At 67.7% G+C, this 14,037-nt stretch carries 14 protein-coding genes and 1 other RNA gene; 8 read left to right on the top strand and 7 right to left on the bottom strand.

Annotated features, from left to right (window positions below):
• Positions 1 to 2: 2 nt before the first annotated feature.
• The 7 genes from ACF3M1_RS03425 (at position 3) to rpiA (ending at position 4,826) form a co-directional block, all read left to right on the top strand.
• Positions 3 to 2,219 carry a putative bifunctional diguanylate cyclase/phosphodiesterase gene (locus tag ACF3M1_RS03425; RefSeq protein WP_394003949.1) on the top strand — a complete coding sequence of 739 codons (2,217 nt, stop codon included), beginning with the start codon at positions 3 to 5 and terminating at the stop codon, positions 2,217 to 2,219.
• A gap of 31 nt (positions 2,220 to 2,250) precedes the next feature.
• The gene (locus ACF3M1_RS03420) at positions 2,251 to 2,472 is read left to right on the top strand and encodes a TIGR02449 family protein (RefSeq protein WP_096210502.1); all 222 of its coding nucleotides are present in this window, start codon (positions 2,251 to 2,253) and stop codon (positions 2,470 to 2,472) included.
• Positions 2,469 to 2,771, top strand: a complete 303-nt coding sequence (locus ACF3M1_RS03415; protein WP_394003947.1) for a cell division protein ZapA — start codon at positions 2,469 to 2,471, stop codon at positions 2,769 to 2,771. Before ACF3M1_RS03420 ends, ACF3M1_RS03415 begins: the two co-directional genes overlap by 4 nt.
• Before the next feature lie 108 nt (positions 2,772 to 2,879).
• Positions 2,880 to 3,064: non-coding RNA, 6S RNA (gene ssrS / locus ACF3M1_RS03410), on the top strand.
• A 57-nt stretch (positions 3,065 to 3,121) separates the two neighbouring features.
• Positions 3,122 to 3,703 carry a 5-formyltetrahydrofolate cyclo-ligase gene (locus ACF3M1_RS03405; RefSeq protein ID WP_394003945.1) on the top strand — a complete coding sequence of 194 codons (582 nt, stop codon included), beginning with the start codon at positions 3,122 to 3,124 and terminating at the stop codon, positions 3,701 to 3,703.
• Positions 3,700 to 4,179, top strand: a complete 480-nt coding sequence (locus tag ACF3M1_RS03400; RefSeq protein ID WP_394003943.1) for an EVE domain-containing protein — start codon at positions 3,700 to 3,702, stop codon at positions 4,177 to 4,179. Before ACF3M1_RS03405 ends, ACF3M1_RS03400 begins: the two co-directional genes overlap by 4 nt.
• Positions 4,176 to 4,826 (top strand): ribose-5-phosphate isomerase RpiA, encoded by a 651-nt coding sequence (gene rpiA / locus ACF3M1_RS03395; RefSeq protein ID WP_394003941.1) that lies wholly within the window; start codon positions 4,176 to 4,178, stop codon positions 4,824 to 4,826. Before ACF3M1_RS03400 ends, rpiA begins: the two co-directional genes overlap by 4 nt.
• Positions 4,827 to 5,056: 230 nt before the next feature.
• Here rpiA and rpoD read toward each other — a convergent pair whose 3' ends face one another.
• From rpoD to sucC, 7 genes are all read right to left on the bottom strand, one after another.
• Complete coding sequence (rpoD, locus tag ACF3M1_RS03390) at positions 5,057 to 6,937, bottom strand: RNA polymerase sigma factor RpoD (protein WP_394003938.1); 1,881 nt, start codon at positions 6,935 to 6,937, stop codon at positions 5,057 to 5,059.
• Between the two features lie 54 nt (positions 6,938 to 6,991).
• The gene (dtd, locus tag ACF3M1_RS03385) at positions 6,992 to 7,429 is read right to left on the bottom strand and encodes a D-aminoacyl-tRNA deacylase (RefSeq protein WP_394003936.1); all 438 of its coding nucleotides are present in this window, start codon (positions 7,427 to 7,429) and stop codon (positions 6,992 to 6,994) included.
• A gap of 178 nt (positions 7,430 to 7,607) precedes the next feature.
• A complete protein-coding gene (locus ACF3M1_RS03380; RefSeq protein WP_394003934.1) occupies positions 7,608 to 9,245 on the bottom strand; it encodes an NAD+ synthase in 1,638 nt (545 codons plus the stop codon).
• A 1-nt stretch (position 9,246) separates the two neighbouring features.
• A complete protein-coding gene (locus tag ACF3M1_RS03375) occupies positions 9,247 to 9,567 on the bottom strand; it encodes a CcdB family protein (protein ID WP_394003932.1) in 321 nt (106 codons plus the stop codon).
• The gene (locus ACF3M1_RS03370; protein WP_394003930.1) at positions 9,567 to 9,815 is read right to left on the bottom strand and encodes a type II toxin-antitoxin system CcdA family antitoxin; all 249 of its coding nucleotides are present in this window, start codon (positions 9,813 to 9,815) and stop codon (positions 9,567 to 9,569) included. The genes ACF3M1_RS03375 and ACF3M1_RS03370 overlap by 1 nt, the downstream gene beginning before the upstream one ends.
• A gap of 173 nt (positions 9,816 to 9,988) precedes the next feature.
• Positions 9,989 to 10,861, bottom strand: coding sequence for a succinate--CoA ligase subunit alpha (gene sucD / locus ACF3M1_RS03365; RefSeq protein ID WP_180545043.1), 873 nt, complete (start codon positions 10,859 to 10,861; stop codon positions 9,989 to 9,991).
• Positions 10,862 to 10,949: 88 nt separating this feature from the next.
• Positions 10,950 to 12,110 carry an ADP-forming succinate--CoA ligase subunit beta gene (gene sucC, locus ACF3M1_RS03360; protein ID WP_394003928.1) on the bottom strand — a complete coding sequence of 387 codons (1,161 nt, stop codon included), beginning with the start codon at positions 12,108 to 12,110 and terminating at the stop codon, positions 10,950 to 10,952.
• A gap of 186 nt (positions 12,111 to 12,296) precedes the next feature.
• On the opposite strand from sucC, the gene ACF3M1_RS03355 reads away from it, so the two are divergent.
• Entirely contained in the window at positions 12,297 to 13,889 is a 1,593-nt protein-coding gene (locus ACF3M1_RS03355; protein ID WP_394005160.1) for a sensor histidine kinase, read from the top strand.
• Positions 13,890 to 14,037: the final 148 nt, after the last annotated feature.

Genomic DNA, 14,037 nt, shown 5'->3' with positions numbered 1-14,037 from the left:
GCGTGATCGATTCCAGCCAGCTCGTCGTGCCCGGTGCTGCGGTGCTGCTCGCAATGCTGGTGTTGCTCATCGTGCTGGTGGTGCGCCGGCGCATGAGCGACCACGCATTCACCCGCGCGCTGGACGAACGCGGCGAGCGCCTCGCCCTCGCCCTCTGGGCCACCGGTGAACGCTACTGGGACTACCACGTGCCGAGCGGCCAGTTGCGGCGCCTGATCGGCGTCGCCCAGCGCAGCGGCGACGGCGGCCTGCTCGAGGACGCGCTGCAGGCCGAGGCCCTGATCCATCCCGACGACGTCGCCACCGCGCGCAAGGCGCTGGCGACGTGCATCGACGATACATCGAGCCGCTACCACGCGCTTCTGCGCGTGACCGACGGCGAGAGCGGCTGGTGCTGGGTGCGCGTGCGTGGCCGTGTCGTCGAGCGCGCCGCGGACGGCAGCGTCCTGCGCATCGCCGGCACGGCGTTGAACGTCACCGAGACGCGTGAAGCCGAGCGCGAGCGCCAGATCGCCGCCGAGGTGCTGCGCAGCATGAGCGAGGCGGTTGCCGTGGTCGACGCGGAGTTCCGCTTCGTCTCGGTCAATCCGGCGTTCCTGCGCATGACCGGCTATTCCGAATCCGACGTCATCGGCCGCACCGCGGACATGCTCGACAGCGACCAGCACGATGCCGCGTTCCATGCCCAGATCCGGCTCCAGGCCGCCAACGAGGGCCAGTGGAGCGGCGAACTGTGGCAGCGCCGCAAGGACGGCGACGAGTTCCTGGCCGCCGTCGAATTGCGCACCGTGCTCGATGCCGAGCTCGACACGCGCCTGCACGTGGCCGTGCTCAACGACATCACCCAGCACAAGCGCACCGAGCAGGAGCTGCGCTATCTGGCCAACTTCGACACGCTGACCAGCCTGCCCAACCGCTCGCTGCTGTCGGAGCGGCTGTCGCGCGCCATCATCCGTGCCCACCGGCAGGACAAGCGGGTCGCGGTGCTGTTCCTCGACCTCGACCGCTTCAAGGACGTCAACGACTCCCTCGGCCATGCCGCCGGCGACCGGATCCTCCGCGCGGCCGCGGTGCGCCTGCAGGAGACCGTCGGCGCGCAGCACACGGTCGCCCGGCTGGGCGGCGACGAGTTCACCGTCATCATCGAAAATCTCGAACACGCGCACGATGCCGAGCACGTCGCACGCGAGATCATCAACGCCTTCGAAGCGCCGCTCGTGCTCGACGACCGCCGCGAGATCACCATCTCGCCGTCGATCGGCATCAGCCTCTATCCCGACCACGCCCAGGTGCCCACCGCGCTGCTCAAGCACGCGGACACCGCGATGTACCAGGCCAAGGCCGCGGGACGTCGCACCTTCATGCGTTACGACGACAACATGGACATCGCCGTGCGCCAACGCGCGACGCTGTCGGGCGCGCTGCGCAAGGTGCTCGACCGGGGCGAACTGCGCCTGGTGTTCCAGCCGCGCCTGTCGCTGGCCTCGTCGCGGATCACCGGTGTCGAAGCGCTGCTGCGCTGGTTCAGCCCCGAACACGGCGACATCCCCCCGAGCGACTTCATTCCGCTGGCCGAGGAAAGTGGCCTGATCCTCGAGATCGGCGAATGGGTGCTGCGCGAGGCCTGCATGGTGCTCGGCCGTTGGCGCCAGCACGGCCTGGATGCGATGACGGTGTCGGTCAACGTCTCGGTGCTGCAGCTGCTGCGCGGCGACCTGCCCGAGGTCGTCGCACGCGTCCTCGCCGACACCGGCATTCCGCCGCACCTGCTCGAGCTCGAGCTCACCGAAAGCGTGCTGATGGCCAACGCCGAACAGACCGCGGCCAAGCTGCATGCGTTCCGCAAGCTCGGCGTGTCGCTGGCGATCGACGATTTCGGCACCGGCTACTCGTCACTCGCCTATCTCAAGCGCCTGCCGATCACCACCCTGAAGATCGACAAGGCCTTCGTCGACGAACTGCCTCACGACGCGGAAGATGCAGCGATCACGAGCACGGTGATCGCCATGGGGCATTCGCTGGGCCTGACCGTGGTGGCCGAGGGCGTCGAGACCGAGGCGCAGATGCGCTTCCTCGCCGGCAAGGGCTGCGACGAGATCCAGGGCTTCTGGGTCGCGCAGCCGATGGACGCGCTGCAATGCCTGGCCTTCATCCGCAACTGGCGCCCCGAGGGCCTGCCGCGGCCGCCGTCGCCCGCACGCGTGGCCCTGCTGCCTTGACCGCCCCCGGTCCGCTGCCTATCGTGCCGTGATGGACCAGCCCGACGTCATCGCCCAGTTGCACCGACTGACGTCGCGCGTGGAGACGTTGATCGAACGTGTCCGCGTGCTCAGTGACGAGAATCGCAGCCTGCGCCAGCAGCAGGAACACATCGTCGGCGAGCGCGCGCAACTGCTGTCGAAGAACGAGCAGGCACGGTCCCGGGTCGAGGCGATGATCGCGCGCCTGAAATCCCTGGAGCAGCACACATGAGCGGCACCAGCGAACCCGTCAGCGTGCGCGTCCTCGATCGCGAATACACCGTCGGCGTCGCACCCGACGAACGCGACAGCCTGATGGCCGCCGCCCGGTTGCTCGACGCGCGCATGCGCGAAATCCGCGGCGCGAACCGCATGGCCGCGGTCGACCGGGTGGCGATCCTCGCCGCGCTGAATCTCGCCCACGAACTCCAGCAGCTGCGCGAAAGCGGAACGGGCAGCACGCGTGCCGTGGTCGATGCGGTCGATACGCTGCATCGCCGTCTGGACGCGTACGACGCCGAATCGCGTTGAGGCCACGTCTTCGCGATGCGGCGACACGGCTGAATCCTCGACATCGTGTCGCATCGATTACCGACGAACGGGCTTGGCCCTCTGCATGCAGCGGCTATACTTCACCTGCGTTCTCTGCCGTGTCCGACAGCGAGCAAAACATTCGCCTTGTCCCTTAAAAACGACACCGGGGATGTCAGGAAACCGGGAGTGCCAGTCCGCCCTCGAGCGGGAAGCCCGAAGGAATCCCAGCGTTCCCACTTGAACCTCGGGTTCAAGGTCGTTTCGCACGCATCGACACTGGCGGAGGACGTACTTATTTCGATTCCGCCCGCCGCGTCGCCGGCACACCCGACGACGAGCCCGGCCGAATGACCCCACGCACCGACCTCCGCCGACGCCTGCGCGACCAGCGCCGTGCGACGCCGCCCGGTGCGCGGATCGCCGCTGCCGAAGGCCTCGCCACCCAGCTGTTCGCGCTGCCTGCGTTGCCGGCCACCGGTTACGTGGCCGGCTACTGGGCCAGTGACGGCGAGATCGGCCTGCACGTCTTCCAGGTGCGCCTGCCTGCCGGCCTCGTCTATTGCCTGCCCGTGCTGCACGGTGATCAGCTGCGCTTCGCGCCGTGGCGCGCGGGTGATCCGCTGGTCACCAACCGCTTCGGCATTCCCGAACCCGACATCGAGCCGGCGTCCGCGCTCGACGCGCGCGCGATGGCGCTGGTGGTCACGCCACTCGTCGGTTTCGATGCGCAGGGCCAGCGGCTGGGCATGGGCGGCGGCTGGTACGACCGCAGCTTCGCGTTCCGCCAGACGACCGCGGCGCCGCCACTGCTCGTCGGCGCCGCGTTCGCGAGCCAACAGGTCGACACGCTCGAGGTGGCGCCCTGGGATGTGCCACTGGACGCGATCTGCACCGAATCCAGCACCCTGATGCCGAGTCCACGCCTGTGAGTCCACGCAAACGCTACTGGCTGATGAAGTCCGAACCCGACGACTTCTCGATCGACGACCTCGCCCGCGTCGGCACCGAGCCGTGGACGGGCGTGCGCAACTACCAGGCGCGCAATTTCATGCGCGACGGCATGCGGGTCGGCGACGGGGTGCTGTTCTATCACTCGAATGCCGACGTGCCCGGGATCTACGGCCTCGCCGAAGTGGCGAGCACTGCGTATCCCGACCCCACCCAGTTCAAGAAGGCGTCGAAGTACTTCGACGAAAAGGCGACCGAAGCGACACCGCGCTGGTTCCTGGTCGACGTCGGCTTCGTGCGCAAGCTTGCGGCACCGATTCCGCTGTCGGAGATCCGCGAGCACGCCGCGGACCTGGGCGAGGAATTCGCGCTGATCCGCAAGGGCGCGCGGCTGTCGGTGCTGCCGGTGTCGTCCGCGCAATGGAAACTGCTGTTGTCCCTGGAGAAGAAGCGATGAGCGAAGGCAAGCGCCTGGCGGCGGAGAAGGCGATCGAGTACGTGGAAGACGGCATGATCGTCGGTGTGGGTACCGGCTCGACGGTCGCCTATTTCATCGACGCACTGGCGCGCATCAAGCACCGCATCGATGGCGCGGTGTCGAGCTCCGACCAGAGCACCGAGCGCCTGCGCGGCCACGGTATTGACGTGCTCGACCTCAACGCGACCGGCCCGCTGGCGCTGTATGTCGACGGCGCCGACGAGTGCGATCCCGGCAAGCACCTGATCAAGGGCGGCGGCGCCGCGCTGACGCGCGAGAAGATCATCGCCGAGGCCAGCAAGCAATTCATCTGCATCATCGATCCCGCCAAGCAGGTCCCGGTGCTGGGCACGTTCCCGCTGCCGATCGAAGTGATCCCGATGGCCCGCAGCCTCGTCGCCCGCACGATTCTGGAGACGACCGGCGGACAGCCGGTGTGGCGCGAAGGCGTGAAAACCGACAACGGCAACTGGGTGCTCGACATCCACGGCCTGTCGATCACCGATCCGGTGGCACTCGAGACGCAGCTCAACCAGATCCCGGGCATTGTCAGCGTGGGCCTGTTCGCCCGCCGCAAGGCCGACATCGTGATCGTGGGTACCGCGACCCCGACCGTCCTGGATTGACCTGCGGGGCCAGCGAGCGCGATCGCCCCGGCTCCATCAGCGAACGCCTGCATCCGCAGGAACGCGCTTGCGCTCGAAGGGCTTTCGCGAGAACGCCCCATCGCGCGCGAGCGCGCTCCTACAGGCGCAGCAGTTCGATCGGCTTAGTCATGTCCGTGCGGGTCAACACCCTGCCCACGAAAAAGCCCGCCTTCCGGCGGGCTTTTCGTTAGCAGCGGGAACGGCCGGGCTCACTCGACGTCGAGGAAGCTCCGCAGCTGCTCGCTGCGCGAGGGATGACGCAGCTTGCGCAGCGCCTTCGCCTCGATCTGGCGGATGCGCTCGCGGGTGACGTCGAACTGCTTGCCGACTTCCTCGAGGGTGTGGTCGGTGTTCATGTCGATGCCGAAGCGCATCCGCAACACCTTGGCCTCGCGCGGGGTCAGGCCGGCGAGCACGTCGCGGACCGTTTCCATGAGGTTGGTGTTAGTGGTCGCGTCGATCGGGGACTCCACATTGGTGTCCTCGATGAAGTCGCCCAGGTGCGAGTCCTCGTCGTCGCCGATCGGGGTCTCCATGGAGATCGGCTCCTTCGCGATCTTCATGACCTTCCGGATCTTGTCTTCCGGCATGTCCATTTCCTTGGCCAGCTCCTCCGGCGTGGCCTCGCGGCCGTACTGCTGGAGCATCTGGCGGGAAATGCGGTTGAGCTTGTTGATCGTCTCGATCATGTGCACGGGGATGCGGATCGTGCGCGCCTGGTCGGCGATCGAACGCGTGATCGCCTGCCGGATCCACCACGTGGCATAGGTCGAGAACTTGAAGCCGCGACGATGCTCGAACTTGTCGACCGCCTTCATCAGGCCGATGTTGCCTTCCTGGATGAGGTCGAGGAACTGCAGGCCACGGTTGGTGTACTTCTTGGCGATCGAGATCACCAGGCGCAGGTTGGCCTCGACCATTTCCTTCTTCGCGCGGCGGGCCTTGGTCTCGCCATAGGCCATCGCGCGGTTGATCTCCTTGAGATCGCCCAGGGTCACGCCCATGGCCTTCTCGATCGCCATCGTGGCTTCCTGCTCGGCGACGATCTGGTCGCGGACGTCCTTCAGGCCGGACGACCACTTCTGCTTGCGCTTGATCATCTCGTCCGCCCAGGCCGTATTGGTCTGGTTGCCGTCCCACGCGCGGATGAAGTCCTTGCGCGGCATCTTGGCGACGCGGGTGGACAGGTCGAGGATGCGACGCTCGTGGTCCTTGAGCTCGGACACGACCTCGCGCAGCTTGCGGACCAGCAGATCGGTCAGCGGCAGCGGCAGCTTGAAGGTCATGAACTGGTCGGCCATCTCGCCGCGCAGCTTCACCACCGGCTTGGCGGTGGCGCCGTTCTTGGCGTAGGACTTCTGGAACTTGTTGAACAGGTCGGCCAGCACGTCCATGCGGCGCGCGACCTCTTCCGGATCGGGACCACTCGGACCAGTGCTCTCCTCTTCGCCGTCGGCATCGTCGGCGTCGTCGTCGTCACTGTCGTCGTCGGCCTCGGCGTCGGCGGCCGCAGGCGCGTTGCCGGCCGCGGCTTCTTCCTCGGCGGCGAGCTCTTCGAGCAGCTGGTCGTTGAAGCCGACCACCACTTCGGCCAGACGCTTCTTGCCGGCCTTGTGCAGCTCGTATTCCTCGAGCAGCAGCTGGACCGACCACGGGAAGCTGGCCACCGAGGCCATCATCTGGTTCAGGCCTTCCTCGATGCGCTTGGCGATCGCGATCTCGCCCTCGCGGGTCAGCAGCTCGACCGTGCCCATCTCGCGCATGTACATGCGCACCGGATCGGTCGTGCGGCCACCCTCGGTGTCGAGCGAGGTCAGCGCCGCGGCAGCTTCCTCGGCCGCGGTCTCGTCGACCTCGCGGTTGCCGCCGGACTGGCCGGCGAGCAGCAGCGTCTCGGCATCGGGCGCGACCTCATGGACGTCGATGCCCATGCCATTGATCATGCCGATAATGTCTTCGATCTGCTCCGGGTCGACCATGTCGTCGGGCAGGTGATCGTTGACTTCGGCATACGTCAGGTAGCCCTGCTCAAGGCCCTTGCTGATCAGGAGCTTGATGTCGGACTGCTGGACGGGACGTTCATTCGCCATGTGGCGCACCGTTGTAAAAGTGAACCCGTAATTGTACCACCTGCAAGGCCGGGTTCATGCCCTGAGCAGGAAGGTGACCGGACCATCGTTGACCAGGCTGACTTCCATATGGGCACCGAAGCGGCCGGTTTCCACCCCCGGATGTCGCGCCCTGCACACACCGACGAGGCGCGTGAAGATCCGTTCAGCTTCAGCCGGCGGCGCCGCCGTACTGAAGCCCGGACGATTGCCGGAGCGGGTGTCGGCCGCCAGCGTGAACTGGCTGACCAGCAACAGCCCGCCACCGGTCTGCGCCAGCGCGCGGTTCATCCGGCCGGCCTCGTCGGCGAACACCCGGTAGGCCAGAAGACGGTCCGCCATGCGGTCCACCTGCGCGTCGCCGTCGTCGGGCTCGATGCCGACCAGGGCCAGCAAGCCGGGGCCGATGTGGCCGACGACCTCACCATCGACCCGCACACTCGCCTCGGTGACGCGCTGGATGAGGCTCAACACGGGCGTGCCCGGCCTTGCGGCCCCCGGAGACATCCGGAGGCGCCGGCCACGCCACCGCCCCCGCTGCAGGAGCGCGCTCGCGCGCGATGGCGCCTTCCCGGGACCGCCTCGCGCGCGAGCGCGCTCCTACGGGGACAACTGGACACCCCGTCTACAGGCTGGCTGCGGAACGCCCCCATCACCCCGAATAGCGGTTGCTGATCGGATAGCGACGTTCGCGCCCGAAGGCGCGGCGCGAGATCTTCGGTCCCGGCGCGGCCTGGTGCCGTTTCCACTCGCTGGTGCGCACCAGGCGCAGCATGCGGTCGACGGTCGCGGCGTCGAACCCGGCGGCGACGATCTCGTCGCGCGATTCTTCCTGGTCGACGAACCGCCGCAAAATCGCGTCGAGCACGTCGTAGGGCGGCAGCGAATCCTGGTCGAGCTGGTTGGCGCGCAGCTCGGCCGAGGGCGGCCGGTCGATCACCGCCGGCGGAATCACCGGCGCGCCGCCCACGGTGTTGCGCCACTTCGCCAGGCCGAAGACCTCGGTCTTGTAGAGGTCCTTGATCGGCGCGTAGCCGCCGCACATGTCGCCGTAGATGGTCGCGTAGCCCACCGCGTACTCGCTCTTGTTGCCGGTGGTGAGCAGCAGCCCGCCGTGCTTGTTCGACAGCGCCATCATGATCGCGCCACGGGTGCGCGACTGCAGGTTTTCCTCGGCGACGTCGACGTCTTTGCCGCCGAACGCCTCCGACAGCGTGTCGAGGAAGCCCTGGAACGGCGGTTCGATCGGAATGGTCAGCATGCGCACGCCGAGCGCTTCGCACTGCTCGGCCGCGAGGTCGTTGCTCAGCCCTGCGGTGTAGCGCGACGGCATCCGCACCGCGGTGACGCTGTCCGCGCCCAGCGCATCGACCGCCATCGCCAGCACGACCGACGAATCGATGCCGCCCGACAGGCCCACCCACGCGGTGGAGAAGCCGTTTTTTCCGCAGTAATCGCGCGTGCCGCGCACGACCGCGCGCCAGGCCAGCGCGTCGATGCTCTCGTCGCCGTCGTCCACCCAGATCACCGGCGTGAAGCCCTTCCGCGCCGGATCGAAGTCCACCACCAGCCACTGGTCGTCGAACGCGACCGCGGCCGGATGCACCGTGCCGTCGGCATCGGCGACGACCGAGGCCCCGTCGAACACCAGCGCATCCTGGCCGCCGACCACGTTGACGTAGGCCAGGGCCACACCGCTCTCGCGGGTGCGCTCGGCCAGCAGCGCGTCGCGCTGGCGATGCTTGCCGCGCTCGTAGGGCGAGGCGTTGGGCACAACGACGACCTCGGCACCCGCGCGTGCGGTGTCGTCGAGCGGTTCGGGGAACCAGAGGTCCTCGCAGATCACCACGCCGACCTGTACGCCGTTGACCTCGATCACGCAGGAGCCGCCGTCGGGATCGACGTGGAAATACCGGCGCTCGTCGAAGACGTTGTAGTTCGGCAATTCCCGCTTGCGGTAGGTGCGCTCGAGCTTGCCGTCGCGGAGCACGCTGGCCGAGTTGTAGAGCACGCTGCCGGCCGATTCCGGCCAGCCGACGACCGCGACGATGCCGCGCACGTCCTTGGCGATCTGCATCAATGCCGCTTCGCAGTCGATCAGGAAGCCGGGACGCATCAGCAGGTCTTCAGGCGGATAGCCGCTGATCGCAAGTTCCGGGAAGACCACCACATGCGCGCCGTACTCGTCGCGGGCATGGGCGATCATCGTCGCGATGCGCTCGGCGTTGCGGCCCACGTCCCCGACCGGAAAATCGAACTGGGCCAGGGCGATGCGGAGCGGTGCGGTCATGTCAGATTCCGGAAATCAGCAGATCGAGCGCGGCGAGAATGCGGGCGCGCTCGGTGGAAAGATCGGCTTCGCGGGTTCCCAAATCCGCCACCTCGGTGGCCGCGAGCAAGGGCACGGCCAGGACATGGGCCTTGCCGTTGATCTCGACGATCGGCGCCAACGAGGAGATTTCGGGTGGCCGCTTGCCGCGCACCACCGGCACCATCGGCACGACGACCCGCGTCCCGGTGTCCTCGATCAGGTCGCTCTGCACGTTGAGCAAAAGCGGATACAGCGCGCGCGTGTGGACGTTGCGGTTGCGATAGACGCCGAACTGCTGCATCAGCGCGCGCGGAACATCGGGCTGAAGACGCCGTTTTCGGCGACCCAGGCGTTGTAGCCCTCGATCGCCTCACGGTTCTCCTCACGCCAGCGTTCCCGCTTGCGCGCACGCACCTCCGCTTCCAGCGCCTTCTCGAGCGTGGCCGACAGATTGATCTCCAGCGCGCGGGCTTCTTCGAGCAGCCCCTGGTTCACGCTGACGTTGGTGGCGCGCTTGCCGTATCCGGCATAGTCCTCACGAATGCGCATGACGGAGCCCTCCTGGATGCGCATCGAGAATGCGCATGCCGACCTGCGGTGTCAACTCGTCGCGCGGGCACTCAGCCCATGGTTGGATCCAGGACTGCCGACAGCCTCGTCGGCCTCCCATGAAAAAGGCCGCCCGAAGGCGGCCTCGTCCATTGCACCCGTGGCGGCGTGACTTACTTGACCAGTGCGGCGATCGCTTCGCCCAGGTCGCCCGGCGAACGGACGGTCTTCACGCCGGCCGCTTCCATCGCCTTGAACTTGCCTTCGGCCGTGCCCGAACCGCCCGAGGCGATCGCACCGGCATGGCCCATGCGCTTGCCCGGAGGGGCCGACGCGCCGGCGATGAAGCCGACGACCGGCTTCTTGACGTGCGCCTTGATGTACTCGGCGCCCGCTTCCTCGGCGTCGCCGCCGATCTCGCCGACCATGATGATGCCCAGCGTCTGCGGGTCTTCGTTGAACAGCTTGAGGCAGTCGACGAAGTTCAGGCCGTTGATCGGATCGCCGCCGATGCCGATGACGGTCGACTGGCCGAGGCCCGCCGCGGTGGTCTGCTTGACTGCTTCATAGGTCAGCGTGCCCGAACGCGAGACGATGCCGATCTTGCCCGGCATGTGGATGTGGCCCGGCATGATGCCGATCTTGCACTCGCCCGGCGTGATCACGCCCGGGCAGTTCGGACCGACCAGGGTCACGTCCGGATGCGACTTCAGCACGTTCTTGACGCGCAGCATGTCGAGCACCGGAATGCCTTCGGTGATGCAGACGATGACCTTGATGCCGGCCGCGGCCGCTTCGAGGATCGCGTCGGCCGCGAACGGCGGCGGCACGTAGATCACCGAGGCGTCGGCGCCGGTGGCCTCGACCGCTTCGCGCACGGTGTTGAACACCGGCAGGTCGATGTGCGTGGTGCCACCCTTGCCCGGCGTGACGCCGCCGACGACCTGGGTGCCGTATTCCACCATCTGGGTGGCGTGGAAGGTGCCCTGCTGGCCGGTGAAGCCCTGCACGATCACCTTGGTGTTCTTGTTGATGAGGACGCTCATTGGAAATCCTGTGGTGTCGTAGAAGCGCGCGCGGCATCGCGAAGACCGCGACCGCGCGCAAGCGCGTGTCTACAGATGATGTGTGGGCTTACGCGGCGGCCGCGACGGCCTTCTTGGCGCCGTCGTTGATGTCGTCGGCCGCGGTGATGGCGAGGCCGGATTCGGCCAGCAGCTTCTTGCCCGCTTCGACGTTCGTGCCTTCCAGGCGCACGATCACCGGCACCTTGACGTCCACTTCCTTGACCGCGGCAATGATGCCCTCGGCGATCATGTCGCAGCGGACGATGCCGCCGAAGATGTTGACGAAGATCGCCTTGACCTTGTCGCTCGACAGGATGAGCTTGAACGCCTCGGTCACGCGCTCCTTGGTCGCGCCGCCGCCCACGTCGAGGAAGTTCGCCGGCGAACCGCCGTTGAGTGCGATCACGTCCATCGTCGCCATCGCCAGGCCTGCGCCGTTGACCATGCAGCCGATGTTGCCGTCCATGGTCACGTAGTTCAGGTCGTGCTGGCTGGCACGCGCCTCGGCCTCGTCTTCCTGCGTGGCGTCACGCATCGCCGCCAGATCCTTGTGACGGAACGTGGCGTTGTCGTCGGAGTCGACCTTGCCGTCGAGGGCATAGAGGTCGCCGTTGTCGAGGATGGCCAGCGGGTTGAGTTCGACCAGCGCCAGGTCCTTCTCGTTGAACAGGGTGTACAGGCCGCCCATGATCTTGGCGAGCTGGTTGGCCTGCTTGGCGGTCAAACCGATCTTGAAGCCGATCTCACGGCCCTGGTAGGGCTGGAAACCTTCGACGAAGCCGACGTTGAGGCTTTCGATCTTCTCCGGCGTCTCGGCAGCCACCTGCTCGATGTCCACGCCACCCTCGCTCGAGACGATATAGGTGATCGACTGCGTGCCGCGGTCGACGAGCACCGACAGATACAGTTCCTTGGCGATCTCGCCGGCCTCGGTGACCAGCACCAGATTGACCGGCAGTTCAACGCCAGCGGTCTGATAGGTGGCCATCTTGGTGCCGAGCATCTTGGCAGCAGCGGCCTTCACGTCGTCGGTGGTCTTGCAGAACTTCACGCCGCCGGCCTTGCCGCGGCCGCCCGCATGGATCTGGGCCTTGACCATCCAGGGGCCATTGCCCAGGGACTTCGCTACTTCGACTGCTTCGTCGGCGGTGGACGCGACGCGCCCGGCCGGCACGGGGATGCCGTAATCGGCAAACAACTGCTTCGCCTGGTATTCGTGGAAGTTCATGTGGGGTCCATCAGGAAGGAAATGGTGCCGGCCGCGGTGCGGGCGCGCGAGGCGCCGGAGGCCGACCGGGCCCGCCATTCTCGCGCATGCGGGGCCCCCGGGCAAAACCGGCCCTCCGGGGCGGGCCTATACTGGCGGCTGTCCGCCCCGCTGGAGCGACCGTTGCGCCTGCTCGCCGTACCCACGATGTCGCCGTGGCTGATGCAGCGCGAGCTGTCGCTATTCTCGCTCTACCGCCTGCTGGAAGCCGCCCTGCTGGCGCTTCTGGTGTTCAGCCCCTGGGGCGAACTGATGGGCGAGGTGGTGGACCCGGCGATCGCGATCACAGTCAGCCTGGGCTACCTCGTCGCCTCGGTGGGCCTGCTGCTGCACGCACGCCACCCGCACATCGATCATCCGGCACATGCGGTGGTCGGCGTCGCGGTGGACATCGCGGTCGCCGGCCTCGTGAGCCATGCGATTCCCGAGGTCGCGCCGGGCGTGGCGATGCTGCTGCTGTTCAACATCAGCGCGGCGTCGCTGTTCGTCAGCCTGCGCAGCAGCCTGCTGATCGCCGCGGCCGCGGCGGCGGCGCTGCTGTTCGAGCGCATCGTCAGCATCGTCGGCGGCAGCAGCTTCGACCGGCCGTTGGCCGAGACCCTGATGTTCGCGCTGGGCTTCTTCGCCGCCGCCTCGCTGACCCGCCAGCTCGGCAAGCAGGTGCGCGACACCCAGGCCCTGGCCGAGCGCCGCGGCGCCGAGGCCGCGAACATGGCCGAGATCAACGAGTTGGTCATCCGCCGCATGCAGACCGGCGTGCTGCTGGTCGACGGCACCGGCCACATCCGCCTCGCCAACGAGGCGGCGATGCTGCTGCTCGGTGATATCGACACCCCCGGCGACGACGCGCTGCACGGGCGCACGCTGTCGAAGCTGGCGCCGCGGCTGGCCCTGCGCCTGGCCGACTGGCTGCGCAGCGGCAGCACCGACGATGCGCCGCTGACGCTGCGCGAGCACACCGACGTCATGCCGCGCTTCGTGCGCCTGCTGGCCAACAGCGACCACACCCTGATCTTCCTCGACGACACCTCGCTGGTCTCGCGCCGGGCCGAATCGCTGACCCTGGCGACGATGGGCCGCTTCTCGGCCGGCCTCGCCCACGAGATCCGCAATCCGCTGGCGGCGATCAGCTACGCTACCCAGCTGCTCGAGGAATCGGAGGACATCCGCGACGCCGACCGGCGCCTGCTGCAGATCATCCACCAGCAGTGCGTGCGCACCAACGGCATCGTCGAGAGCGTGCTGAGCCTGGCCCGGCGCGAACGCGCGCGGCCGGAGCACGTGGAACTGGTGGCCGCGGCGCAGGCCTTCGTGCAGGACTACCGGATGATCGTCGCCGACGACAACGCCGAGGTCCGGGTGAGCTGCGACCAGGCGACGCTGCCCGCGGTGTTCGACCCGCGCCACCTGCACCAGGTGCTCACCGCGCTGGTCAACAACGCCGTGCGCTACGGGCGGATGCCGGGCGCGCTGGCCCGCATCACGCTGCGCATCGAGCAGGACGGCGACTGCCCGTCGCTGAGCGTGCTCGACCGCGGCCCGGGCATTCCGGAGGCGGTCGCGGCGCAGCTGTTCCGCCCGTTCTTCACCACCTCCGAAAGTGGCACGGGCCTGGGCCTCTACATCGCCCACGAACTGTGCCGGGCCAACGAGGCCCAGCTCGAATATGTGGCCGTGCCCGGTGGCGGCGCCTGCTTCCGCATCACCCTGGCCGCCCGGCAGACCCTGCTGCGCCGCTGAGCGCTGCCCCCTGTAGGAGCGCGCTCGCGCGCGAAGGGCCCTCCTGCAACACCGATCGCGCACAAGCGCGCGCCTACCGCGTTCTCCAACGCCTCGACGCCGCCCGACACCCGCCCCGGAACCCCGTTGCCACCGGTGTCGCGCTCGT

The organism is Luteimonas sp. WGS1318 (genome assembly GCF_043187535.1).
Taxonomy (GTDB): domain Bacteria; phylum Pseudomonadota; class Gammaproteobacteria; order Xanthomonadales; family Xanthomonadaceae; genus Luteimonas.
This window is presented reverse-complemented; position numbering and strand designations above follow the sequence as displayed.